Origin of the sequence: Humidesulfovibrio mexicanus, assembly GCF_900188225.1 — a bacterium.
In the GTDB taxonomy this organism is placed as follows: domain Bacteria; phylum Desulfobacterota; class Desulfovibrionia; order Desulfovibrionales; family Desulfovibrionaceae; genus Humidesulfovibrio; species Humidesulfovibrio mexicanus.
The window spans coordinates 609,665-632,269 of record NZ_FZOC01000002.1 but is presented as its reverse complement, the minus strand read 5'-3'; the positions used below and the strand labels follow the sequence as shown (position 1 = coordinate 632,269).

General features: G+C 60.6%; 21 protein-coding genes and 1 tRNA gene. 8 read left to right on the top strand and 14 right to left on the bottom strand.

Annotated elements, in window-relative coordinates:
* The first annotated feature begins 24 nt into the window (after nt 1–24).
* From CHB73_RS06625 to CHB73_RS06610, 4 genes are all read left to right on the top strand, one after another.
* Nucleotides 25–465 (top strand): PPC domain-containing DNA-binding protein, encoded by a 441-nt coding sequence (locus CHB73_RS06625; protein WP_089273325.1) that lies wholly within the window; start codon nt 25–27, stop codon nt 463–465.
* Between the two features lie 13 nt (nt 466–478).
* The gene (lhgO, locus tag CHB73_RS06620) at nt 479–1,702 is read left to right on the top strand and encodes an L-2-hydroxyglutarate oxidase (protein WP_089273323.1); all 1,224 of its coding nucleotides are present in this window, start codon (nt 479–481) and stop codon (nt 1,700–1,702) included.
* A gap of 78 nt (nt 1,703–1,780) precedes the next feature.
* Nucleotides 1,781–2,911, top strand: coding sequence for an NAD(P)H-dependent flavin oxidoreductase (locus CHB73_RS06615; RefSeq protein WP_089273321.1), 1,131 nt, complete (start codon nt 1,781–1,783; stop codon nt 2,909–2,911).
* A 30-nt stretch (nt 2,912–2,941) separates the two neighbouring features.
* On the top strand, nt 2,942–3,451 hold the full coding sequence (locus CHB73_RS06610) for a peptidylprolyl isomerase (RefSeq protein ID WP_089273318.1): 510 nt from the start codon (nt 2,942–2,944) through the stop codon (nt 3,449–3,451).
* Between the two features lie 195 nt (nt 3,452–3,646).
* On the opposite strand, the gene CHB73_RS06605 is transcribed toward CHB73_RS06610, so the two are convergent.
* The 7 genes from CHB73_RS06605 to CHB73_RS06575 are packed head-to-tail and all read right to left on the bottom strand — an operon-like array spanning nt 3,647 to nt 9,203.
* Nucleotides 3,647–4,102 carry a DUF523 domain-containing protein gene (locus CHB73_RS06605; RefSeq protein ID WP_089273316.1) on the bottom strand — a complete coding sequence of 152 codons (456 nt, stop codon included), beginning with the start codon at nt 4,100–4,102 and terminating at the stop codon, nt 3,647–3,649.
* The gene (locus CHB73_RS06600; RefSeq protein ID WP_089273314.1) at nt 4,099–5,091 is read right to left on the bottom strand and encodes a tyrosine recombinase XerC; all 993 of its coding nucleotides are present in this window, start codon (nt 5,089–5,091) and stop codon (nt 4,099–4,101) included. Before CHB73_RS06600 ends, CHB73_RS06605 begins: the two co-directional genes overlap by 4 nt.
* Nucleotides 5,066–6,016, bottom strand: a complete 951-nt coding sequence (locus tag CHB73_RS06595) for a GGDEF domain-containing protein (RefSeq protein WP_089273312.1) — start codon at nt 6,014–6,016, stop codon at nt 5,066–5,068. The genes CHB73_RS06600 and CHB73_RS06595 overlap by 26 nt, the downstream gene beginning before the upstream one ends.
* Before the next feature lie 11 nt (nt 6,017–6,027).
* Nucleotides 6,028–6,903: an HDOD domain-containing protein gene (locus CHB73_RS06590; RefSeq protein WP_089273310.1), complete on the bottom strand. Its 876-nt coding sequence runs from the start codon at nt 6,901–6,903 to the stop codon at nt 6,028–6,030.
* Between the two features lie 3 nt (nt 6,904–6,906).
* On the bottom strand, nt 6,907–7,248 hold the full coding sequence (locus tag CHB73_RS06585) for a hypothetical protein (RefSeq protein WP_089273308.1): 342 nt from the start codon (nt 7,246–7,248) through the stop codon (nt 6,907–6,909).
* A 25-nt stretch (nt 7,249–7,273) separates the two neighbouring features.
* On the bottom strand, nt 7,274–8,473 hold the full coding sequence (gene dprA, locus CHB73_RS06580; RefSeq protein ID WP_089273306.1) for a DNA-processing protein DprA: 1,200 nt from the start codon (nt 8,471–8,473) through the stop codon (nt 7,274–7,276).
* A gap of 22 nt (nt 8,474–8,495) precedes the next feature.
* The gene (locus CHB73_RS06575; protein ID WP_179216930.1) at nt 8,496–9,203 is read right to left on the bottom strand and encodes a tetratricopeptide repeat protein; all 708 of its coding nucleotides are present in this window, start codon (nt 9,201–9,203) and stop codon (nt 8,496–8,498) included.
* 163 nt (nt 9,204–9,366) lie between these two features.
* Here CHB73_RS06575 and CHB73_RS06570 point away from each other — a divergent pair, with 163 nt between their 5' ends.
* On the top strand, nt 9,367–10,389 hold the full coding sequence (locus CHB73_RS06570; RefSeq protein ID WP_143337326.1) for a hypothetical protein: 1,023 nt from the start codon (nt 9,367–9,369) through the stop codon (nt 10,387–10,389).
* 187 nt (nt 10,390–10,576) lie between these two features.
* On the opposite strand, the gene CHB73_RS06565 is transcribed toward CHB73_RS06570, so the two are convergent.
* The 7 genes from CHB73_RS06565 to CHB73_RS06535 form a co-directional block, all read right to left on the bottom strand.
* On the bottom strand, nt 10,577–13,648 hold the full coding sequence (locus CHB73_RS06565; protein ID WP_089273300.1) for a chemotaxis protein CheA: 3,072 nt from the start codon (nt 13,646–13,648) through the stop codon (nt 10,577–10,579).
* A gap of 93 nt (nt 13,649–13,741) precedes the next feature.
* Nucleotides 13,742–14,110: a response regulator gene (locus CHB73_RS06560; RefSeq protein WP_089273298.1), complete on the bottom strand. Its 369-nt coding sequence runs from the start codon at nt 14,108–14,110 to the stop codon at nt 13,742–13,744.
* Nucleotides 14,103–14,780: a chemotaxis protein CheW gene (locus tag CHB73_RS06555; protein ID WP_089273296.1), complete on the bottom strand. Its 678-nt coding sequence runs from the start codon at nt 14,778–14,780 to the stop codon at nt 14,103–14,105. The genes CHB73_RS06560 and CHB73_RS06555 overlap by 8 nt, the downstream gene beginning before the upstream one ends.
* Entirely contained in the window at nt 14,767–15,546 is a 780-nt protein-coding gene (locus tag CHB73_RS06550) for a ParA family protein (protein ID WP_089273434.1), read from the bottom strand. The genes CHB73_RS06555 and CHB73_RS06550 overlap by 14 nt, the downstream gene beginning before the upstream one ends.
* A gap of 43 nt (nt 15,547–15,589) precedes the next feature.
* A complete protein-coding gene (locus CHB73_RS06545; protein WP_089273294.1) occupies nt 15,590–16,468 on the bottom strand; it encodes a CheR family methyltransferase in 879 nt (292 codons plus the stop codon).
* Nucleotides 16,469–18,397, bottom strand: coding sequence for a HEAT repeat domain-containing protein (locus tag CHB73_RS06540; RefSeq protein ID WP_089273292.1), 1,929 nt, complete (start codon nt 18,395–18,397; stop codon nt 16,469–16,471).
* Between the two features lie 72 nt (nt 18,398–18,469).
* Nucleotides 18,470–19,573 (bottom strand): protein-glutamate methylesterase/protein-glutamine glutaminase, encoded by a 1,104-nt coding sequence (locus CHB73_RS06535; RefSeq protein WP_089273290.1) that lies wholly within the window; start codon nt 19,571–19,573, stop codon nt 18,470–18,472.
* 199 nt (nt 19,574–19,772) lie between these two features.
* On the opposite strand from CHB73_RS06535, the gene CHB73_RS06530 reads away from it, so the two are divergent.
* From CHB73_RS06530 to CHB73_RS06520, 3 genes are all read left to right on the top strand, one after another.
* A tRNA-Pro gene (locus CHB73_RS06530) sits at nt 19,773–19,849 on the top strand.
* Between the two features lie 462 nt (nt 19,850–20,311).
* Nucleotides 20,312–20,983 carry a TetR/AcrR family transcriptional regulator gene (locus CHB73_RS06525; RefSeq protein ID WP_089273288.1) on the top strand — a complete coding sequence of 224 codons (672 nt, stop codon included), beginning with the start codon at nt 20,312–20,314 and terminating at the stop codon, nt 20,981–20,983.
* Between the two features lie 16 nt (nt 20,984–20,999).
* A complete protein-coding gene (locus CHB73_RS06520; protein WP_089273286.1) occupies nt 21,000–22,595 on the top strand; it encodes an efflux RND transporter periplasmic adaptor subunit in 1,596 nt (531 codons plus the stop codon).
* Nucleotides 22,596–22,605 lie beyond the last annotated feature (10 nt).

Genomic DNA, 22,605 nt, shown 5'->3' with positions numbered 1-22,605 from the left:
CACGGCAAAGGGAGACGATGAGAGATGAAAGTTGAGGAAGGGAGCATAGGCAGAGTGTTCGTGCTGCGCCTGGAGGACGGCGACCGTCTGCCCGACTGCGTGGAGACCTTCGCCAAGCAACGCGGAGTGCTGCGGGCCTTCTGCGCCCTTGTGGGCGGCATCGGGGCCGGGCGCATCGTGGTCGGCCCCAAAGAGGGATCCTCGCCGCCCGAACCGGTACTGGCGGATATCCTCGGCGCCCATGAGACGGCCGCCGTGGGCACGCTGTTTCCCGACGAATCCGGCCAGCCCAGACTGCACATGCACGCCACCTTCGGCAAAGGCCGGGATGTCAAGACCGGCTGCATCCGGCCGGGCATCGACATCTGGACCATCGGGGAACTCGTCCTGGTGGAATTGACCGGCATGAAAGCGCTGCGCAAGCGCGATGCCGCTACCGGTTTCGAACTGTTGGACATCGAATAGATCGGCGGAGATCATGGCACACACGGCAAGCATTCTCATCTGCGGCGCAGGCATCGTCGGCCTCACCCTGGCGCGCGACCTGCTCGCCGCCGGGTACGGCGACATCCTCATCATCGACAAGGAGCCCGAGGCCGGACGGCACGCATCCGGCAGAAACAGCGGAGTGCTGCACGCGGGCATCTATTATGCGCCTGGCTCCTTGCGCGCGCAGTCCTGCCTGGCGGGCAACCAGCGCATGAAGGAATACTGCGAGGAGCGCGGCCTGCCCCTGCTCAAGACCGGCAAGGTCATCGTGGCCCGTGATGAATCCGAGCTGCCGACCCTGCGCGAATTGCACGTCCGCGCCACGCAAAACGGGGCGAAGGTTGAGCTCATCGACGACCAGCAGTTGGCCGAAATCGAGCCCAACGCAAAGAGCGCGGGGCTGGCGCTGTTTTCCCATTACACTGCCGTGGTGGACCCCAAGGCCATCCTGAAGAGCATTCAGGCCGAGCTGCTCGCCTCCGGGAAGGTCAAGCTTTTGTTCGACGCGCGCTTCCAAGGGCTGAAACACGAGAAGGGCGCGCGGCTTCTTGTGCGCACCACAGCCGGAGACATCTCCTGCGCATTCTTCGTCAACGCTGCCGGGGCATACGGCGATGTCGTGGCCCACGCCTTCGGGCTTGGAAAGGATTATCAGCTCATCCCCTTCAAAGGCATCTACAAGAAGCTCAAACCGGAAAAGGCCCACACCATCCGGGGCAGCATCTACCCCGTGCCGAACATCAAAAACCCGTTCCTCGGGGTCCACTTCACGCGCGGCGCCCATGGCGACGTCTACCTTGGCCCAACGGCCATCCCCGCATTCGGGCGGGAGAACTACGGCCTCCTCTCCGGCATCGACTCCGAAGCCTTCTCCATCCTCCTGCGGGACGCGGTGCTTTTCTTCCGCAACAAGAAATTCCGCGAGGTCGCCCTGGAGGAGCCCAGAAAATACTCCTTCACCTACTTCTTCAATGACGCGCGACGTTTGGTCAAAACCCTGTCTCCAGATGACATTGAAGCAACGCCAAAGGCTGGCATCCGGCCACAACTGGTGGACATCAAGAAAAACGAGCTGGTCATGGACTTCATCATCGAGGGGACGCAGAATTCCACGCATGTCCTGAATTCCATCTCTCCCGCGTTCACCAGCTCGCTCTTCTTCTCCGAAATGCTGCTGCATTCGCACGTCGAGCCAAAGCTCAGAAAGCTCTAGGGGCCCAAGGGCCGCGGACACCTTGACAAGGCGGTTAAAACACGAAACAAGGCGTCAACACAATATGAGAGGTTCACAATGAAACTCCCCGAGCTTCATTTTGGCGACCGGATCGCCCAGCTCCCCATCATCCAGGGCGGAATGGGCGTAGGCATATCACTCTCCGGCTTGGCCTCTGCGGTGGCCAACGAAGGCGGCGTCGGCGTCATCGCGGCCGCCATGATCGGCATGGGCGAACCGGACATCGCCAAAAACCCCAACGAGGCCAACATGCGGGCCCTGCGCGAAGAAATTCGCAAGGCCAAGGAGCGCATGACCCAGGGGCTTCTTGGGGTCAACATCATGGTCGCCCTCACCAACTTTGCGGACATGGTCCGGACATCCATCCGGGAAGGCGCCGACGTCATCTTCTCTGGCGCAGGACTGCCTTTGGATCTGCCCAAGTACCTTCGCGAGGAATTCCCCGGAGAGCTGGCCGAAAAGGCCCGGACCAAGCTGGTGCCCATTGTCTCTTCCGGCCGCGCTGCGGCCATTTTGTGCAAGAAATGGCTCATGCACTACAACTACCTGCCAGACGGCTTTGTCGTGGAAGGGCCCAAGGCTGGCGGGCATCTGGGTTTCAAGGCGGAGGAGATCGACAAGCCTGAATTCCAGCTCGAAAACATCCTGCCCGAAGTGGTGGAGGCCGTCAGGCCGTTCGAGATCACAAGCGGCCGCAGCATTCCGGTCATCGCCGCAGGCGGCATCTATACCGGAGCTGACATTGCGAAATTCTTGCAAATGGGCGCTTCGGGAGTGCAGATGGGCACGCGCTTCGTGGCCACGCATGAATGTGACGCCGACCAGGCCTTCAAGGACGCTTTTGTGCGGGCCCGGCGCGAGGACATCACCGTCATCAAGAGCCCTGTGGGAATGCCGGGCCGCGCCATCTTCAACGAGTTTCTGCAGGCCGTGCGCGAAGGCCGCAAAAAGCCCTTCAAGTGCCCGTTCCATTGCATTAAGAGCTGCGATTTCACCACCACGCCCTACTGCATATCCCAGGCCCTTGTAAGCGCCAAGAAGGGCCTCTTGAAGAACGGCTTCGCCTTCTGCGGAGAAAACGTGTGGCGAGTGGACAAGATCACAAGCGTCAAAGAGCTCATCAACGGGCTCAAGCAGGAATTCGACGATTTCGTAGCTCAGAAAAAGGCGCAATTTTCCATCAAATAGGCAATAATCAGGCATCAAGCAGGAGTACCAATGAGCAACCCCACCGTTCTGATCGAAACCCCCATGGGCGAAATGCTCGTGGAGCTGTGGGCCGACAAGGCCCCCGAAACCGTTGCCAACTTCCTCTCCTATGTGGACGAGGAATTCTATGACGGGCTCATCTTCCACCGCGTCATCAAGAACTTCATGATCCAGGGCGGCGGCATGGACATGATGATGCGCGAGAAGAAGAACAAGGCCCCCATCAAGAACGAGGCCCGTGCCGACACTCCCAATGAGGCCTTCACCATCGCCATGGCCCGCACCATGGATCCCCACAGCGCAACCAGCCAGTTCTTCATCAACGTGAAGGACAACGACTTCCTGAACTTCACCGCACCCACCGCACAGGGTTACGGATACACCGTGTTCGGCAAGGTCACCGAAGGGCAGGATGTAGCCACAAAGATCAGCACCGTGCGGACGAAAAACTACCTCGGCCACGGCGACGTGCCCGCCGATCCCATCAGCATCATCAGCATCCGCCGCTTCGAAGTGTAGTTCGAAAGGCTTTCGCGACACAAACGGCGCGCTCACATCGAGCGCGCCGTTTGTTCTTGGCGAGGAGGAAAAGGGGAGAATTCCCCCTAGTGCCGACATGCGCCAATCCGGCAATGCTCACGACCTGATCACAGGCGCGGCATAGGCTGATGGCGATTCTGTTCAAGACAATCACGACACATTCCGTCGGGACGATCAGCCCCCCTGCTCCTGATTCTCGGCCTCAGTGGTGACCGCAAATCCCTGTTCCTTGAGCAAGGCGGCGAACACCCCATCTCCCGGCACAAGTCGACCGGAAAACGCGCCATCATAGACAAAGCCGCTGCCGCATGAGGGAGAGCGGGATTTGAGTATTGCCCGGACGCAACCATGGGCGCGGGCCACCTCTAGCCCCTTGCGGGCGCCCAAGGAAAACGCCTCGGTGCAGTCCGCACCGGAGTTCGCCACCACGCGTCCATTGCGCAACTCCATGGGCGCGCGCGGGGTCGGCAGTCCCCCCAGCTGTTCAGGGCAGACCGGAACAGCCCTTCCCTGCTCCACCATACGGACCACTGCCGGGCAGGGAAACGCGCTGCCGTCATACCGGCACGGATAGCCGGCCAGACAGGCGCTCACCAGGACAGGCGCGCCTAAATCAGTGTGTTCCGTCACGCTTTTCCTTCCTCCTCCTGCCCTCCATGGGCACCAGCTTGGCCTTGGCCCTCTCCACCAGCTCCAGCGTGCGGATGCGCCTTGTCGTAGACTTCCATAATGCGCCGTAGATCAAGATGCGTGTAGCGCTCTGTTGTGGAGAGCCTGGCATGGCCCAGCATCTCCTGCACGCTGCGCAGATCGGCCCCGGCCTGCAATAAATGCGAGGCGAAGCTGTGGCGAAAGGTATGTGGATGCACCTGCTGCCCAACCCCGGCGGACACGGCAAGACGCGACACGATGCGCTGCGCCTCCCGCCGCGACAGCGCTCCCCCCCGTTGCCCAAGAAACAGCTCCAGCACGGAATCGTCCCTGACAAACTCCGGCCGGAGCTCAAGATATTCCATCAACCGCAGCCGGGCCGCCTCGCTCAAGGGGGCCAACCGTTCCTTGCCACCCTTGCCGCGCACCCGCACAAACCCCCGGTCAGCACGCACATCCTCAACAGTAAGCGAAAGGGCCTCGCTGATGCGCAGCCCCGAACCGTACAGCAGTTCGGCCAAGGCAAGATCGCGAATTCCTTCGGGCCCAGGCCGCGTTGGCGCGTCCATAATGGCGCAGGCCTGGTCCACGTTCAAGGCGCGCGGCTGGCGGGTCTCCTGCCTGGGGTTGCGCAACCCGGAAAGGGGGTTGGCATCGACAAGTCGATTGCGCAGCAGATAGCGGAAAAACGAACGCAGAGTGGAAAGCTTGCGCGCCATGCTGGATTTCTTCTGGCGCAGGCGGTGCAATTCGGCCAGAAAACCCGTGGCGTCTTCGCGGGTGATGGCCTGGAAGGCCTCAAGGGACTTGCCGCGCCGGACGAGATGGGCAGCGAACTGCTCCAGGTCCGTTGCATACGCGCGCACCGTGGCGAGGCTGTACCCCTTCTCAACCTCCAAGGAAGCGAGAAAACCCAGGCATACCTCCGGCAGCCCGCGGAAACTATTCGGTGCGTCTGTCGAGCACATAGCTGCTCTTTGGGTTTTCCTTGGCCTTCTTCTTGAGCCCCATGGCGATGGCCGAAGCCTCGCCATAGTGCTTGAGGCGTCCCCCCGTATTGAAAACCACGGCGATGGACACGGCCATGAGCGGAAAACTGCGCACCGTTCCCTGCCGGTCGGTCGAGATTATGCCGCCGCGTTCGCGATCCTCTTCATCGTAGAAATGGGGCACGATGTCGTCGAACGCGGCCACAACACGCTGGCAGGCCTCCTCGGCGATTTCGGCAGGCACGATGAACACGAAATCGTCGCCCCCAACATGCCCCACAAAACTCTTAACGCCTGGAAAACCGCGAATGGTGTTCACGATGACCCGCGCCGTCATCATCAGCACCTCGTCACCGCGCGAAAACCCGTACTTGTCGTTGAAGGACTTGAAATGGTCCAAATCGCAATAGGCCAGGGCAAAGCCGTCCTTCCGGTCGATGAGCTCCTGGATGCGGCTGATGATGCTCGTGTTCCCCGGCAGCTTGGTGAGGGGGTTGGCATCCATGGCGCGGGACGCCCGGCAAAGGGTCAGGCGAATGCGTTCCCTGGCCTCGCGCGGGGAAAACGGCCGCAAAAGAAAATCGTCGGCCTCGATCCGCGCCCAGTCCCAGTCACGCTCCAAATCCTCGCCATCCAAACACAGGACCACGGGAAGCTGACGGTAGACGTTCTCGCTCTTGACGATGGACGCCACCTCGCCGCTCGCCATGTCGGCAAGACGATTGTCCACAACAAGCAGATCCGGCGGTTCGTTGAAGATGGCCTCCATGGCGCGCCGCCCATGTCCGAACACAGTCCAGTCCAGCTCTTCTGGCGGCCACAGGCCCTGGAGCAACTCGGCCAACTCCGGATCGGGGCTCAAAAGCATGGCCTTTTTCCGCCGCGAATAGAGATCCTGCCCCATGGCGCCTCTCCTCAGTCTCCCCGCCCCTTGCCCGGATCAGGCTCCTCGGGAACGAAATTCACGCCCGAGACCTCGCCGAGATTCTCAGCAAAAGCGTCAAAGACGCGATCAAGATCGCCAAGGTTCAGCCCCAGCGCCTTCAGGGCATGTTCTGACAACGGCACAGCTTGGTCGTCGCCGCCGCTCCCGAACTCAAACACGCGGACGACGAAATCGCCTACATGGGCGGCTGCGGCATGCAGCGGATAGAACTGCGCCCGTTCCGGGTTGTGGTGCGAACTCATGGCCTCCTTGATCGTCGCGGGCAGATGCCAGTGCTGGGCAAGCCAGGCGTTGATGCGGTCGTGTCCGAACCCGAGCACGGCCTTTTCGGCCTCAAACCAGCGCAAATCCTGGCTGCGCACGGCTTCTCCAACGGCCTTGTGCAGTTCGGGCAATTGCACGGCCGCCACCACCTTGCCCAGGTCGTGCAGCAGGCCGCACACGCTGAACTCCTCGGGATCCTTAAGCTTGGCCTCGCGCGCCACAAGGCCGGTGGCGAGCGCGCAGCCCACGCTGTGTTCCCAAAGCCCCTCCATCGACTTGCTCATGATATCAAAAACGCTGGTAGAGATGATGACCCCGCGGATGACGTTGAAGCCCAGCAGCACCAGGGCGTGCTGAATGGAGCCGATGCGGCCGGGGAACCCGTACACAGGCGAATTGACCATCTTGAGCACCTTGGCCGAAAGCACTTGATCGCGGCTGATGACCTTGGCGATGGCTTCTATGGAGGTGTTGGGATTCTGGACAAGCCTGGACACCTCGTCCAACACCTTGGGAAGCGTCGGCAGGTCGCGTATGGACAGGATCTGTCCCTTGGCGCTGGTCTTGAGATCCTCTTCCACGGCCTACCCCTGCTCCCCGCCTGCGGCGGGGCTGGCGGCAGCGTCCGCAGCAGCCTTGATGGTGAAATATTCCCGCAGGTGACGCTTCACCCTGGCCTGGAAAGGGTCGGCCTCAAGCCGCCGAAAAAGCTGATCCAGACGGGTGACGCGCTCGGTCGGGTTCTGGCTGGCGGCCACGGCGTCTCCAAGCACGAAAATCTTGTCCACGCCCATGCCGTCCAAACGGGTGATGAGCGAATCGGTGAGCTCAACGCCAGAGGCGATGATGGGCATACCGTTGGCCTTGGTGATTGGCTTGGCCAGCTTCATGCCCGCCTTGGCGAGGCTGAGAGGTATCTTTTGCATGTGATGTCCGCCTTGAAGTAAGGAACTACGCAAGGCTATAGTACATGCCCGGCCACTGGCGGACAAGCCCCTGCAGCTCAAGCACCAGCAGACGACGGCTCATGGCGGAGGCGTCCTCGCCCAAGGCCTGGGTCAATACATCGATGTGGAGCTTGGCGTCCGTGGACAGCCGGGCCAACAGCGCGCGTTCGGAATCCGTAAGCGAATCGGGCAGGAGGCGGCCTCCAACGGGGGCCGACTGCGGCCGGACTGGTGGCGCAACAGGATCTTGCTGCGTCGCAGCCGTGTCTTCCTTTCGGGGCAGGGCCGAAGGGACTGACGCCAATTCCGAGGCGAACTGAAAACGCAAGGCGCGGATGATGTCCTCGGCATTTTCCACCAGGGCCGCGCCCTGCTTGATAAGCTTGTGGCAACCGGCGAATGTCGGCTGTCCGAGCGGTCCGGGCAGGGCGAACACCTCCCGCCCCTGTTCGCTGGCAAGCCTGGCGGTGATAAGGCTTCCACTGCGGGCAGCGGCCTCCGCCACCAGGACCCCCAAAGACAGACCGCTAATTATACGGTTGCGCACGGGAAAATTTCTGGCTTCCGGACGTGTGCCGGGACCAAACTCCGTGACGACCAGTCCCTGGGCTTCCAATGCGCACCGCAAATCCTCGTTCTCGGGCGGATAGTGGACATCCAGTCCGGCTCCGAGCACGGCGATTGAACTGCCCACGCCGCCAAGCGCGGACTGATGCGCCTGCCTGTCGATGCCTGCGGCCATTCCCGAGACCACGGTGACGCCAAAACGCGAAAGATCCGCGCTGATGCGCTCCACGCTGCGCAAGCCAAGCAGGGTGCATTCCCGCGCGCCGACAACAGCGACAGCCGGATTCTTCAGAAGCGAGACATCGCCTTGGCAATAGAGGAGCACGGGAGGATCGGGAATCTCTTTCAAGCGCCCGGGGAATCGCGGATCGAACCAGGTGAGCACACGAACCTGGCCCGCAGCCGCCCGAACAGCGCGATACTCCGCCTCTGCGGCGGGCCGCCAGGGCTCCTGCAGGAAAGCCTCCGCACGATTTTTCGGCAGGATCTTCCGTTCAGCCCAGTTGCGCGCATCGCTTACGGCCGCGAAGGCGCTGGGATATGCCTGGAGGATACTCTTCCAGGAGCGAGGGCCGAGCCCTGGCGTATTGCGCAATGCCAGGCAAGAAAAGAATTCCTTGGCCGCATCAAGGCTCATGGGGGACCTACGCTGGAAGGGCTCAACCGCCAAGCTCTGTAAGGAGCTTGCGCGCGGCAGGAGCCGGCTCGGACTTGGGGTGGTCCTTCAAGAGGGCGCGCAGGTACAAGGTGGCATTCTCCGGTTCGCCCATCATCTGGTAGCACAAGCCGATCTTGTAGAGCGCCGCCGCCGCCTTGTGATGCTTGGGGAAGCGACGGGTCACCTCCTTGAAGGTGAGGATGGCCTGAGGATAGTTTTTCTCCAGGTAATAGCTCTCGCCAATCCAATAGATGCCATTGGGAACCAGTGCGCTCTTGGGGTCGGTCGCAAGGAACTTTTCCAGCAGCGCGCGGCCTTCTTCGCCCTTTTCCGCCCGGACCAGCGTCATGCCTTGATCATAAAGCCCCTTGCCGGAATACGCCGGAGGGGGAGAGACAAAAGACTGCTGCGCCGAGGATGGCTTGATTGCAGATGGCGCAGCAGGGCTGGCGGGGGCAGGGGCCGCTGGCGAAACGGAAGCGGAAGGCGAAGGGACCGCTGATGAAGGCGCTGCAACGGCGTGCCCAGGGTCCTGGCGCTCTTGCAACCTGGCAAGGGACTCCTCCAAAACGCGCATCCGGTCCTGCAACTTGCGCTGCTGGTCGCGCGAGCGCTCTTCCTGTTCACGCTGCGATTCCTTGAAATTCAGGAAGTTCTCCTCAAGGCTGCGCAGCCGCCACTCCTCGCTCAGGCCTCTTTGCGCGTCCATCTTCCCAGCGCAACCTGACAAGGAAAGCACACACAGCGCAATGACGATACCAGATTTCCGCATCCGAGACTCCCTGTTCACGAATCATTAGGCCAGGGCGGCGATTTTGGCAAGAACGCCGTCCCCTGCCGGGGCACGCCAGCCCCTTGCCTCGATTGCTGAAATGCGGCAGAAGATACTGGACTGGCAAAAGAAGGAGGCGCCAATCTCCCCCATGTCCATGTCCGAGCTGTTCAACATCGCCGGGGCCCTCGCACCGCCCGGCTTCTTCCTTGTCTTCGGCCTAGCGGCCCTGGGAGCGCCCATGCTTGCTCTTGTCTGCCAGACCGCAGGCCAGTTGCACACCACCCAATACATAGAGGCGTACTCGCGCCGGTTGCTGCGCATGGCGTTGACGGCATCGCTCCCCCCCCTGCTGGCCCTGCTCACTGTTTGCGGCGTCGCGATGGTCAAGGCGCCCTGGATCATGGACTGGGCACATGCTGCGCCGCTTGGACCAGGCCTCGTTGCGATAGCCATTCCAGCATACCTTGCGCTGCTGATGACGCAGAGACGCTCAGCACGGGGCCGCCGCCATGCCCGGCAAGACAACCCTTTGCTCCAAACATTCATCCTATCCGTATTGGCTTTTGGCATACTGCTGCTGCTGCTTGCCCTGGCCGATGGCGTTTTGGACCAGGCCAAGGCTGTGCTGCGGATTCCTCTTGATCAGCGGCCGTCCGCAGTCCCTCTGGTCACGCCGGACCTCTCCGCCCTGCCGCCCCTGTTCTGGACGTTGCTTGCTGCCCTGACCTGCCTCTCCATCACCTGCGCCAGCACCTTGAGCCTGGAATATCTGCTCTTGCTTCGAGACCGCGAACCGTTCGGGCGTGAAGCCCTGGCGCAGATGCTCCGGATCGCGGCCCGCGCCACCCTGAGATCGGCCCTGGTCTCCATGGCATTTTTGCCAATGCTGTGGACCGGCCTGCCGGAGCCGATCGCCCACACGGAACAGGCCGCCTATTCACGCGGACTGATGCTGCTTGCTGGCTGCTGCACCCTGCTCATCTGCCTTTGCTCCGGCCTTGTGGCACGCTCCGCCCGCCCGTGGGCGAAATCAGGCCCAGTGCATATCTCCGCGGTCCTGCTCTGGATCACAGTGACAGCGCTGCTCTGCATCGCCTTTCTCTGCTTCTATGCCGACTGATGCGCCGGGCAACAGCAATGGGCGCTCTCAACGAAATGAATCGGTCCTGTCCAACAGCCCCAACGAAAAGGCCAGCGAGTCGCCCCGCTGGCCTTGTAAATACAGGCTCTTAGAAAACTCATAGCGTCGCGAATTACACATTCACAACCCAAAACGGGGATGCGGTAAACGCCATGCGCCGCCACGGCTAGTCGCCGCCATGCCCTCCCTGCTTCGTGGTGGCTGTGGCCAAGCTGTACACTTCGTGCGGGTCAAGAATAAGCACGACGCTGCCGTCACCCATAATGGTGGCCCCGGATATGCCACGAATCTCAAAGCCGTTGAGATACTGGCCAAGGGGCTTGATGACGATCTCCTGGCGCTCCAGAAGCCGGTCCACGACAATGCCCAGCCTGCGGTCATTGTCGTGGATGATGACCACGGGCAGAATGTCGCGATCCTCCGGATTTGGCGGCAGGCCGAGCAAATCGGAGAGTTCGATGATGCCGAGCACCTCACCGCGCAGGGTGATGGCCTTGCGGTGATTGACCTCGCTCAAGCGCTCCACCTCGATTTTGGTGGTCTCGCTCACGGCATCCAGTGGGATGGCGTACATGTCCTTCCCCACCTGGACCATGAGCGCATCAATGATCGCCAGGGTAAGCGGCAAGGTCAGCGTGAAGCGCGATCCGCGTCCAACCTCAGAGTTGATCTGAATGTTGCCCTTGAGGTTCTTGATGTTGGTCTTCACCACATCCATGCCCACACCACGGCCGGAGATGTCCGTAATCTTCTCGGCACTGGAAAAACCTGGGGCGAAGATGAGATCGACGGCCTGCCGGTCGTCCAGCAGTTTTGCTTCCTCGGGGGTTACCAAGCCTTTTTTCACGCCGACTTGGCGCATTTTCTCAGGATCAATGCCGCGTCCGTCGTCCTCGACCTCGATGGCCACGGAGTTGCCTTTGTGGTAGGCGCGCAACCACACATGCCCCTTGGGATTTTTGCCAGCGGCGATACGTTCCTCTTCGGGCTCGATGCCGTGATCGAGTGAATTCCGGATAAGGTGCACCAGAGGATCGCCGATTTCTTCACCAACGCTCTTGTCGAGTTCGGTCTCTTCACCCTCGGTGATGAGTTCCACCTGCTTGCCGCTCTTGCGTGAAAGGTCACGCACAAGGCGTGGAAAGCGCGAGAACACCGTATGCACAGGCACCATGCGGACCTTCATGATGGTATCCTGCAGATCATCGGAGATGCGCGCCATGGCGTAAGTGGTCTCGGTGAGTTGCTGGGCCACAGTGGAGACATCCTCGTGGCCGTCCTCAAGGGCGCGGGCGAGCATGGAATACCTGTTCCGGTTGATGATGAGCTCGCCGATGAGGTTCATCAGATGGTCGAGTTTCTGGTGATCCACCCGAATGGTGGTGGCGCCTTTCTGCTGTGGCGCCTGGCCGGCCTCGAACGCCTGCTGGGCGGCCGTTGGCGGAGGAGTGGAGATGCGGCCAGCAGCTGCTGGCGCGGGCTTCGGGGCAGCGGCGGCTGGCGGTGCCATTGGCTTTTGTTCTTGCTTGAGCGCGGAAACGGGCTCCGGCTTTGGTGCGGGCCTCGCTTCTGGCTTTGGCTCTGACTTTGGCTTTGGCTCTGGCTCTGGCTTTGGCTCTGGCTTTGCTTCAGGCTGTTGCGCAGAACTGGCGGCGGAAGCAGGTGCTCCTCCTCCCTTCACACTTGCCAGGGCGCCCAGGACCATATCCTTCAAGATGGCGATTTCCTGAGACAGGATGTCGAGCATGAGATCGAAATCCATGTCCGACTTGCGGGCCTGGTCAACGAGGTTTGCGGTCCGCTCCGCGTAATTGCGGACGTCCGCCAGGCCCATGTAGCCGCAGGAGTTCTGTATGGTGGTCAAACTCCTGTACACGCCGTCGATGAGTTCGCGCTGGGCGGGATCCTTGCGCAACATCTCCAGGGAGAGATCAAGACTCTTGTGCTGGTGCAGCACGGCCTGCTCAAAAATGGCGACATCCTCGGGGTCATAGCCGCCAGATTGGGACCCGCCGGGGTCGACAGACGAGGCATCGGCCTTGGCTGCGAGTTCTGGATCCGCCTCCCACGAAGCGGAAGTCCCGTCCGAGGGCAACGAGGAGCCCGTCTCTCCGGAATCGACGACCGCGTCCGTGGACTCCGGCTCTTGCTGAACACCCTTTCCTGCGGAAGGCCGCGTCTGGGCCCCGCCCTCGAATTCTGGCGCAAGCACGGCGAGATATTGCTCCGGAACGCTGAGATCGCCCGCTTCGGTGGAAGCCTGAAGCACGGCGGCCATCATGCTGATGTCGCGCGGAGTGGCCTTGCCAGACTCCATATCGATGCGCCCCAGCAATTCTTCGATAAGGTCCACCACCGCCAGAAGCAGGTCGATGATGCCCCGGCTGGTGCCCATCTCGCCCTTGCGCACGCGGTTGAGCAGGGTTTCGGCCTCGTGAGTGAGGGCATTGAGCTCGCGGTAGCCGATAATGCCGCTGTTGCCCTTGATGTTATGGAAATACCGGAAAATGTCGTTGACCAGATCCCCACCGGCATCGGGATTCTTCTCAAGATCGAGCAACCCCTGGTTGAGGCTGGCGACGAGATCGCGGGCTTCCTCAAGAAAATCGTTAAGATGGCCATCGCCAACCGTGGTCAGCGTGTAGGGGGTAGGATCAAAACCAGGAGCCGGGACATAGGGGACGTTCTGCCAACGGATGGTCACAGGACCATCGGCCTCCTGCGGCAAGGGCTCCGCAAGGTCGGCGTATGTCACCTCGGGCGCCATCGGTTCCTCCGCTTCGACGCCGGTATCGTCCATCCCTTCGGTCGCGTCAGAAACGGGAACCGAAGAACCGGACTCCTCTCCGGCAAGGGCGCTCTCAATCCTGGCGATAATGCTGGTGGTGTCCACATCGCCTTCCTGGCCTGTGGTCTCCAGATTATCCACCATGGTACGCAAGGCGTCGGTTGCGGCTAAGATGATGTCCATGATGCCGGAATTCACGGCCATGGCGCCCTGGCGCAACTCGTCGAGGATGTTCTCAGCCTTGTGCGCCAACCCGTTTATTTTATGCAACCCCAAGAAGCCCGAAGCCCCCTTGAGCGAGTGCATGGGGCGGAAGATCTCGTTCAACAGGCCGAGATTCTCCGGACTTTTCTCCAATTGGAGCAGGTTCGGTTCGATGGTCTCCAGATGCTCCTTGGCTTCGACAAAGAAGTCGGCGAGGATTTCCGGATCAAGATATTCCTGGCTCATTCAGCTACCTGCCTGCTCGTGTGTACCGACCCTGCCGTTGCCTGTTCCCCTGCGCGCCCGTGCCCTGGCTGCAGAACAACGGCACAGGAGGAATCATCCCAGAAGCATTTTTACGTTGCGGACCATCTTTTCCGGCTGGGCGGGTTTGACCATGTACAAATTGGCGCCCAGGGTCAGTCCGGTTTCTATGTCCTTGTCCTGCCCTTCCGTGGAGAGAACGATGATGGGAATGTCCCGGTAGGCCTCCTGCTCACGGATGTTCTTGATGAAGGTGAACCCGTCCATGCGCGGCATGTTCACATCGCTCACGATCAAGTCGACCTGTTCCGCGGCGTACAGCTTTTCCAATCCGTCAAGACCGTCCTCCGCCGTGGTGACCTTGAAGCCTTCCTTCTTCATGATAAAGGCCACAAGGTTCCGTACAGTCTTAGAATCGTCCACAATCAAAATATGTTTAGGCATGAGTCCTTCCCCCTTGCAGCACCACCTGGACCAGGTTGTCGATGGACAGAATGCTTATGAGTTTTTCGCCTGCCTTGTAGAGACCGAGAAGCAGATGCGCGTTGACGCCGACATTGGCCTCCACATTCCATTCAAGGTCAGCCCCATCGGCCTTGTACATCGTTGAAACCGCGTTGATCATAAGTCCGATTTGAAGGCCACGATGTCGGCAGACAACGATGAAGCGGTCCTCCTGCTCACCGGGGATGCCGAGAAGCAACCGCAAGCTTACTAGCGGGGTCACACGGCCGCGAAGATTGATGATGCCCGCGATGCTGCTTGGGGCTGCGGGAAGCTTGGTTGGGCGCACATACCGGATGACCTCCTGGATCACGGTTATGGGCAAAGCGTACTCGCGACCCATAAGGGAAAAGCTCACCAGGCGTATCTCCGTCTGCGCGCGCATTTTCTCGTCCGAATGCTCCTCAGCAGAGGAGGATTCGGAGGCGATGCCCGACACGACATCAGCTCCACGGGGATCAAGGCGTTTGGCCTCCGCAAGAACCCGTTCCCTTTCCACGCCAAGATACTTGTCCAGAAAGGCTTCCTCGGCGGAGGTGAGCGCACGCCCTGCGTCATCCACATCGGGCAGGCGGACGTTCTCGACGAAATATTGTTCAGGGGTTTTCATTGGTGTCTATCTCTTTTGCCAGCTGCATGTATTCCAAAGCCCCGCGGGCCTTGGGGTCGATCTCGAAAATAACCTTGCCCCCGGCGCTCGACTCCCGAAACTTGGTGTCGAAATGGATGACGGTTCCAAACACGCGCTCCCCCAACTTGTCGCGCATGATGCGCAATATGCGCCTGCACGCCGCTGTGCGCTGGTCGTACATGGTGGGCAGGGCCATGTAACAAACGCTTTTCGGCAACACCCGGTTGAGCAGCCGTATGGTGTCGAACAGCAGACGAATTCCGTACAGGGCCAAAAAATCCGTCTGTATGGGAATGAGCACAAGGTCCGAGGCGACTATGGCGTTCACCAGGAGAATGCCCACATGCGGCGGGCAATCAAGCAGCACATACTCATACTCGCCCCGCTTGAGCTCCAGCGCTTCCGTCAGGATGAGTCCCTTGTTCTTGCGATCCCTCAAATCCACTTCAAGCTCAGAAAGCCTGATATGGCCGGGAACGAAGTCAAACCCTCCTGCGAGTCCGCGCTTCAGAATGCGCTCAAAAAGCGCAGCATCGACGCTCTCGGCCTGGAAAAGATCGTACGCCGTAGCCTCCAGCGTCTCCGGAAAAAAAGAGAGATGCACCGAGGCGTTGGCGTGCGGGTCCAGGTCCATGACCAGCACCCGCTTGCCGCGCAATGCCAGGGCGGCCGCCAAGGTCAGTGTGGTGGTGGTTTTGCCCACACCGCCTTTCTGATTGGCTATGGCGATGACCCTGGCGCTCACAATCACCTGAACCGCAAGCCCAGCGTCCGTGCACCGGAACGCATCAGGCCTCCTTCTTGTACATTATGGCTCCGGGGTAGTGGATGGGCTTGAAGGAGCGCGTGATGTTGTGCAGCGACTCCGAGTGCCCGATGAGGAGATAGCCGCCCCCCAGAAGGTTGTCGTAGAAGGCCCCTATGACCTTGCGCTTCATCTCGTCGTCAAAATAGATGATGACGTTGCGGCAGAACACGATCTGCGACCGCTCCACCCGTTTGAGCGCCACACGGTCGGACAAATTCAGCTGCCCGAAGGAGATGAGGCGCTTGAGTTCCGGCCGGACGCGAAAGTTGTCGCCATCTTTCTCGAAATAGCGGGCGACGATTTCTTTGGGCGTGGTGCGCAAGGTGTACTCGTTGTAGAGACCCTTGCGCGCGGCCTCAAGCACGCGCTCGGAAAGATCGCTGGCGGTGATCCGCACGTCCCAACTGGCCAATTCGTTCTTGAGCACCTCGGCCACGATGATGGCGATGGTATATGGTTCCTCGCCGGTGGAGCAACCCGCCGACCAAATGCGCAAGCGCTTGTCGCCCTTCTTCTTGAGCTCGGCGATGACCTCGGCGAGGATGTTCTCCTGAAAAACCTTGAGCTGTGGAGGGTTACGGTAGAAGCTGGTCTCGTTGGTGGTGATCACCTCGAATAACTTGGTAAGCTCGCCTTTCCTGTTGGAGTCGTATTGGAGATAGTGGTAGTACTCGCCAAAATTCTTGAGGTTCAGGAGCTTCAGCCTGTTCGCAAGACGATTCTCCAGCAGGTACTTGCGGTTGTCCGCGACATAAATGCCGCACTGCGCATAGATGAAGTCACGCAACTGCACAAACTCGGCGTCGCTGATTTTGAGCTCCGCGCCGACGGCCGCAGTGGTGGAAAAAAGCGCTGCCATCTAAAGTTCCTTTTCCTGTTCTTCCTGAATTCTGGCAATGGCTGATTCCGCAGCCTCCATCAGCTCTTGGTCCTCCCCCCCGGAAATGCTCAGCAAAGCCTGGAACGCCGCCGTGCCGCCAATCCCGCCAAGGCACTCGATGGCCCGTATGGCCACCAGCTTGTTGGGATATTCCAGCAATGCAACCACTTCTGGCAAGGCTGCCGCCACCCGGTGCTGGCTCAGCACCTCAAGCGCGCGCACCTTGACCCAGTCATCGACATCGGACAACGCGCTCACAAGGTGGGGAACAATCTCCGGCGTGAAGCACCGGCCCATGATCTCGACCACGGTCTGGCGCACATCCCGGTTCTCATCCAATAGGCGCGGCGCAAGGGTATCGAGCCATATGTCATTCTGGAAGCAAAGGCTTGATATGGCCTCCAAGGCATGTTTGCGGATTTCCGGTTCGGCGTCCTCAAGAGCGCCCTTCAACAGCTCGATGTTCGCGGCGGCGTCGATGCGCCCCAACGCGTACACGGCCATGAGGCGCTTCATGTGGTCCTGCCCCAGAAAAAGCTCACGGAAACGGTCCTGCATGGCGTCACCGCCGATGGCGACGCAGGCCTCAAGCGCAGCCTCCTTCACGTCATCGTACTGGTGCTCCAGAAGGTCGAAAAGCGCCTCGGCTGCCGGCGCGTGCTTGAGCTTCTGCCCGAGGAAGGCGGCAGCGGACTTGAGCACCTTGCCATCGTTGTGCTTGTGCAGAATATCCATGAAAAAATCGATGCTGCCCGCCCCGGCGATGCGCGACAGAACAGAAACAATGGCCCGCTGCACGGTGATGTATCCCTGCCAGAAGGCGTTCACCAGAACGCTCTCCACCTCCGGGTCCTCGATACGCGACAGGGTCTCCACGGCAAGCAGAGCCGCGTGGACGTCCTCGTTGCGCAAAGCATTCTTCAAAACTGCGGTGACGCCCATTTGGGCGAGGTTGGCAATAATGCCCTCCAGGCGATCCTGATCCTTGTCGGCGTCGAGTTTGACAGCGATGGCGAAAACCCCGGCGGCGGCATCGTCTCCCCCCATAGCGGCCAAGCCGGAAATAGCCGCATCCTGGACCTCGACATCCTCATCCTCAAGCGCGACGAGAAGATAGTCGCGGAAATTCTCTCGGGCGTCCTTGGGCAGCAGGTTCACCAGCTTGGCCCCAAGGATCTTGACGATGGCCTTGACGATCTTGTTGCGCAAAGCCGTGGGCGAGTCCTCCATGCGGCCAAGCAGCAAAGAAACGGCCTTTACGTTTCCCATGTCGCCCAGCGCGTCGATGATCATGGAGACCACAAGCTCCGAAGAATGGCTCATGGCCTTGACCATGGCGTCGACGGAACTCGCATGGCGAATCTTCGCCAAGGCCTCGATGACGGAATACTGGACCCATTCCTCGTCGCGCATGGCTTGGTTCAGGCATTTTGCGGCCTCTGGCAAGCCAAGGTTCCCAAGGCTCACAGCAGCCTGATAGCGGACGTTGACCTCTGGATCCTTGAGCAGCGCGTCGCAAAGCGGACCGATGGCCATGGTGTTGTCGGCGGAGCCCAAAATATCGGTGGCGAAAATCCGGATATCGACGTCTTCATCCTTGAGCAGGGGAATGATGGACGACAGTTCCTGGCCGCCCAAAGCGCGGAGGATATCCATGGCGCCGTTGCGCACAGGGGCTTCATCGGAACGCAGCAGCGGGATGACTCCGGTGACGGCCTCCCGTCCGCCGATCTTGCGCAGTGCGTTATCCGCAGACTCCTGAACGCCGATGTTGCTGCTTTTGAGCATTTCGACCAACAACGGCACGGCGTCCTCGCAATGCGCTTCTCCGGCGAGGTACGCAGCCTCGCGCAACACATCCGTTTCGGGACTTTTGAGCATCGCCAGGATTTCTTTGCATTCGGTCATCGAACTGAGCTCCTCCAGGATATCGCCCCGCTAGCGAAACACAACGAAGCAATCCCCCTCTGCCGCCGTTGCTCAAACATACAGATTATTCATGATGGCCTGGGCCATGTCATCAATATCCACAATTTCGTCCGAAAGTCCAGCATCAACAATTGCCTTGGGCATTCCATAGACAACGCAGGTGGCGTCGCTCTGCGCCAGGGCTCGACCGCCCTTTTGCTTGAGTGCGCGCACCCCCTCCATGCCGTCGTTCCCCATTCCCGTGAGGATCACCCCCAACGCCCGTCTGCCCACGGCCTCGGCCGCGCTGCCGATGAGCACGTTCGCCGAGGGCTTGTACAGGGCGCTGGCAGGCTCAGTACTGATCTCCAGGTCAACGCGGCTGACCATCTGCTTGAGCAGCAGGTGTTTGCCGCCAGGGGCGATGAAGGCGCAGCCGGACTTCAGGCGGTCGCCAGGCTCGGCTTCCTTCACGGATATCTGGCACAGCCCGTCCAGTCGTTTGGCGAAAGGCCCGGTAAATGCGGCGGGCATGTGCTGGGCGATGACGATGCTTGCGGGAAAATTTGCGGGCAGAGCCGAAAGCACCTTCTGCACAGCCGGCGGTCCGCCGGTCGAGACGCCGATGACCACCACGTCCCGCTTGGGCGCCCCGCCCGCAGTGGCGACCGGGGACGCAGGCCTTCCGCAAGGACGCGGTTCCGGCCGACCGGCAGGGGACGGAGCCGCGGCAGGTCTCGTGGCCGCGATTCCCCCAGCCCTAGACCGGGAGTGCATGAGCCTGCGCGAAGCCACGATCTTGACCTTGGAGATGAGGTTGGCCTCGATCTTGATTATGTCCAGCGAAACCTTGGAAAGCTGCTTGGGGATGAAGTCCACCGCGCCAAGATCAAGAGCCTTCAGTGTGGCCTCGGCCCCCTCGTTGGTAAGCGAACTGACCATGAGCACAGGTCGGGGCATTTCCATCATTATATGGCGCAGAGCGGTGAGCCCGTCCATGCGCGGCATCTCAATGTCCAAGGTCACGACATCGGGATCGTGCTTGCGGATGAGCTCCAGGCCCTCCTCCCCGTCGCGGGCCGTGGCCACAACGTCGATCTCCGGGTCCTTGGCCAGCATGGTGCTGATGGCCTTGCGCATGAACGCAGAGTCGTCGACGACAACAACCTTGATCACAAAGTGACTCCTTTGCATAATGTCGCAACTTCCGGGGCGATGCTCGGCACCCGTGCCCCACCACACTACTTAGATTCGCACAAATCCCCCTGTTTGTCCAACCAGAACAATGCCCCCGGCATATCGACAAATTCAAAGAACCGCTCCCCAAACCCTTGCCTTTTGATTGCGATTCAGCTAAAAGCCGACCTCTCGACAACGGGATGTGGCTCAGCCTGGTAGAGCGCCGCGTTCGGGACGCGGAGACCGCTGGTTCAAATCCAGTCATCCCGACCAGAAATCTCAGGGGAGGCGTACGCGCCTCCCCTTTTCATTTTCCCTCCAGCACCAACACGTGCATGCCTTTGCTGCCATCGGCCTGGCGGCGAAGCGGCTCCGCCGACGCGCGCTTGAACTTTTGCCAGATTGTATGGCATGAAGACTCACCCCCTCCTTCGCCACGTTAAAATCCCGACGCGTTTGTGCACATCGCACTGCACAAAGTGCAAATATGTGCACGCCTCATATGCATCCCCCCCTCGGAAGCATGGTCCCGGAGGATCCTCCCCTGAAAACATGATAAAATCAGCATCCGGACTCAACATCAAGAAACCAACGCACGCACTGTAACATTTCAAGATCATTACCTTAATCAACGATACAACTTTTCACCGCGCAAACACCTTGACAAGCCGGAGGCATAAATTTAAATGCCGTTTAAATTTTGGTTCTAAACTCCGTTTGTCCACCAGAGGAACAATGATCGAAACACAAGACACAGGCACAAAGGCTCGGTTATTGCATACTGGCCGTAAGGTTTTTGCCGAAAACGGACTCAAGAACGCGACCATCCGCGACATTTGCGGCTTGGCCGGGGCAAATGTGGCGTCCGTCAACTACCATTTTGGCGGCAAGGAGAAACTTTACGTGGCTGTGCTCCAGGACTACATTGAACGGGAAAACAGACGCAACCCCAGGGACAAGGGCGTCACCCGGGACAGCTCCCCGGAAATGCGCTTACGGGCATATGTGCGCAGTCTGCTCCTGCAGACCCTGGGAGATGGAACCCTTGAAAACGAGCGGCTGGGGAAGCTGCTCACTTTGGAATTCATTGAGCCATCACAACTCTTTGGGGAACTTTTTGAAAAGCACTGCCGAGAGACGCACAACCTGCTCCTCGACATTGTGCGGGCCGCATTGCCCGGTGCGGACGAAAGCATTGTAAGCCGCTGCGCCTCCAGCATCATCGGCCAATGCGTGCTCTTCGACTTCGCCAAAGAGGCCATGAGCCGCATGAACCCGGCGCTGGTCCTCGAACCCGGCACCATTGACGAAATCACGGACTTTATCATGCAGTTCTCGCTTGGCGGCATGGAGCGCCTCCGGGCCTTGCTCCCGCACCGACAGGACGCCTCCGCCACCACACTCTAAGCATCAGGACACAACCATGCGCATTGCACAAAACACCGCTCGTTCCTTGTTCATCCCCCTCGCCCTGACCGCGGCCTTGTTCGGCTGCGGCGGAGACAAGCAGGCTGCCGGGCCGGCTCAAGCGCCAGAACCGGAAGTCAGCATCGCCACGATTGCCCCGCAGCAGGTCACACTGACCACCGTGCTTGCGGGACGGACTTCGGCCTACCAAATCTCCGAAGTCAGACCACAGGTCGGAGGCATCGTCCAAAAACGGACCTTCAAGGAAGGCGGGGACGTGAAAGTTGGCGAGGTGCTCTACCAGATTGATCCCGCCACCTACCAAGCCGCCTACGACAACGCCAAGGCCACGCTCGCCAAGGCCGAGGCCAATGCGGTTCCGGCGCGCCTGAAGGGCAAGCGGTACGCCAACCTGTCCAAGGTCAACGCCGTAAGCCAGCAGGACAACGACGACGCCCAGGCCGCCATGAACCAGGCCGAGGCCGAGGTCGTCGCCGCGCGCGCCGCCTTGGAGACGGCCCGCATCAACCTTTCCTACACGCGTGTCACCTCGCCGATCACCGGACGCATCGGAAAATCCAACGTGACTCCGGGTGCGCTTGTCACCGCAAGCCAGGCCGATCCGCTGACCACGGTCCAGCAGACGGACCCCATGTACGTTGATGTGACACAGTCCAGCGCAGAGGTTCTGCGCCTCAAGCGCGACCTTGCCAGCGGCAAACTCAAGAAATCTGGAACAAACGGCGCCAAAGTGAAACTGCTCTTCGAGGACGGCACCCCGTATCCTCTTGAAGGTTCGCTGCAGTTCTCCGATATCACTGTGGACCAAAGCACCGGCGTGATCACCCTGCGTGCGCTGTTCCCCAATCCCCAGCAGGATTTGCTGCCCGGCCTGTACGTGCGCGCCGTGCTGGAGGAAGGCGTCGAGGAAAACGCGGTGCTGGTGCCGCAGCAGGCCGTCACGCGCGACAGCAAGGGCAACGCCCTGGTCATGGCCCTCAAGCAGGACAACACCGTCGAGGCCCGGTCCATCACCGTTTCCCGTGTGGTTGGCGACAAATGGCTTGTGTCCGAAGGCCTCGCCGCGGGCGACCGCATAATCGTCGAGGGGCTCCAAAAGGCCAAGCCGGGCTCAAAGGTCAAGCCCGTGGAAGCCGGTTCGGCCCAGCCCGCGCCCAAGGACTTGCCCCAGGCCGACGCAGCCGGAGCCAAGCAGCCCGGCCAGCCGGAAGCGGCAAAAACAACAGCTCCCGCCAAGGACGCCAAGCCTGAGGCGAAGCCTGCGGCCAAACCTGAAGCGAAGCCTGCGGCCAAGGCCGAGGCGAAGCCTGATGCCAAGTCTGAGGCGAAGCCTGCGGCCAAGCCTGAAGCGAAACATGCTGCACAGGCCACGCCTTCGCAGGCGGCGCCCGGCGCCACAAAGGCGGTTTCCGGAAAGGACGCCATGAAGGAGACCATGCGGGAAGTCATGGCGGACGAGCCCAAGACAAAGACCACGGCCAGCGCGAATAGAACCCTTGTCTATTCCCCGCCCAAGGACCAGCCGTGGCCCGGCTCCACTGGTCCCGGCACAAGCGTGAAGAGCGGCGATTCCACCGCCAACCACCAGTAGCAACAGCCGG

What these genes read in the sequence shown, in the direction of transcription:
- CHB73_RS06625 (WP_089273325.1), top strand. Translation starts at nt 25, where the DNA reads ATGAAAGTTGAGGAAGGGAGCATAGGCAGAGTGTTCGTGCTGCGCCTG.
- lhgO (WP_089273323.1), top strand. Translation starts at nt 479, where the DNA reads ATGGCACACACGGCAAGCATTCTCATCTGCGGCGCAGGCATCGTCGGC.
- CHB73_RS06615 (WP_089273321.1), top strand. Translation starts at nt 1,781, where the DNA reads ATGAAACTCCCCGAGCTTCATTTTGGCGACCGGATCGCCCAGCTCCCC.
- CHB73_RS06610 (WP_089273318.1), top strand. Translation starts at nt 2,942, where the DNA reads ATGAGCAACCCCACCGTTCTGATCGAAACCCCCATGGGCGAAATGCTC.
- CHB73_RS06600 (WP_089273314.1), bottom strand. Translation starts at nt 5,091, where the DNA reads ATGTGCTCGACAGACGCACCGAATAGTTTCCGCGGGCTGCCGGAGGTA.
- CHB73_RS06595 (WP_089273312.1), bottom strand. Translation starts at nt 6,016, where the DNA reads ATGGGGCAGGATCTCTATTCGCGGCGGAAAAAGGCCATGCTTTTGAGC.
- CHB73_RS06585 (WP_089273308.1), bottom strand. Translation starts at nt 7,248, where the DNA reads ATGCAAAAGATACCTCTCAGCCTCGCCAAGGCGGGCATGAAGCTGGCC.
- dprA (WP_089273306.1), bottom strand. Translation starts at nt 8,473, where the DNA reads ATGAGCCTTGATGCGGCCAAGGAATTCTTTTCTTGCCTGGCATTGCGC.
- CHB73_RS06575 (WP_179216930.1), bottom strand. Translation starts at nt 9,203, where the DNA reads ATGGACGCGCAAAGAGGCCTGAGCGAGGAGTGGCGGCTGCGCAGCCTT.
- CHB73_RS06570 (WP_143337326.1), top strand. Translation starts at nt 9,367, where the DNA reads ATGCGGCAGAAGATACTGGACTGGCAAAAGAAGGAGGCGCCAATCTCC.
- CHB73_RS06565 (WP_089273300.1), bottom strand. Translation starts at nt 13,648, where the DNA reads ATGAGCCAGGAATATCTTGATCCGGAAATCCTCGCCGACTTCTTTGTC.
- CHB73_RS06560 (WP_089273298.1), bottom strand. Translation starts at nt 14,110, where the DNA reads ATGCCTAAACATATTTTGATTGTGGACGATTCTAAGACTGTACGGAAC.
- CHB73_RS06555 (WP_089273296.1), bottom strand. Translation starts at nt 14,780, where the DNA reads ATGAAAACCCCTGAACAATATTTCGTCGAGAACGTCCGCCTGCCCGAT.
- CHB73_RS06545 (WP_089273294.1), bottom strand. Translation starts at nt 16,468, where the DNA reads ATGGCAGCGCTTTTTTCCACCACTGCGGCCGTCGGCGCGGAGCTCAAA.
- CHB73_RS06540 (WP_089273292.1), bottom strand. Translation starts at nt 18,397, where the DNA reads ATGACCGAATGCAAAGAAATCCTGGCGATGCTCAAAAGTCCCGAAACG.
- CHB73_RS06525 (WP_089273288.1), top strand. Translation starts at nt 20,312, where the DNA reads ATGATCGAAACACAAGACACAGGCACAAAGGCTCGGTTATTGCATACT.
- CHB73_RS06520 (WP_089273286.1), top strand. Translation starts at nt 21,000, where the DNA reads ATGCGCATTGCACAAAACACCGCTCGTTCCTTGTTCATCCCCCTCGCC.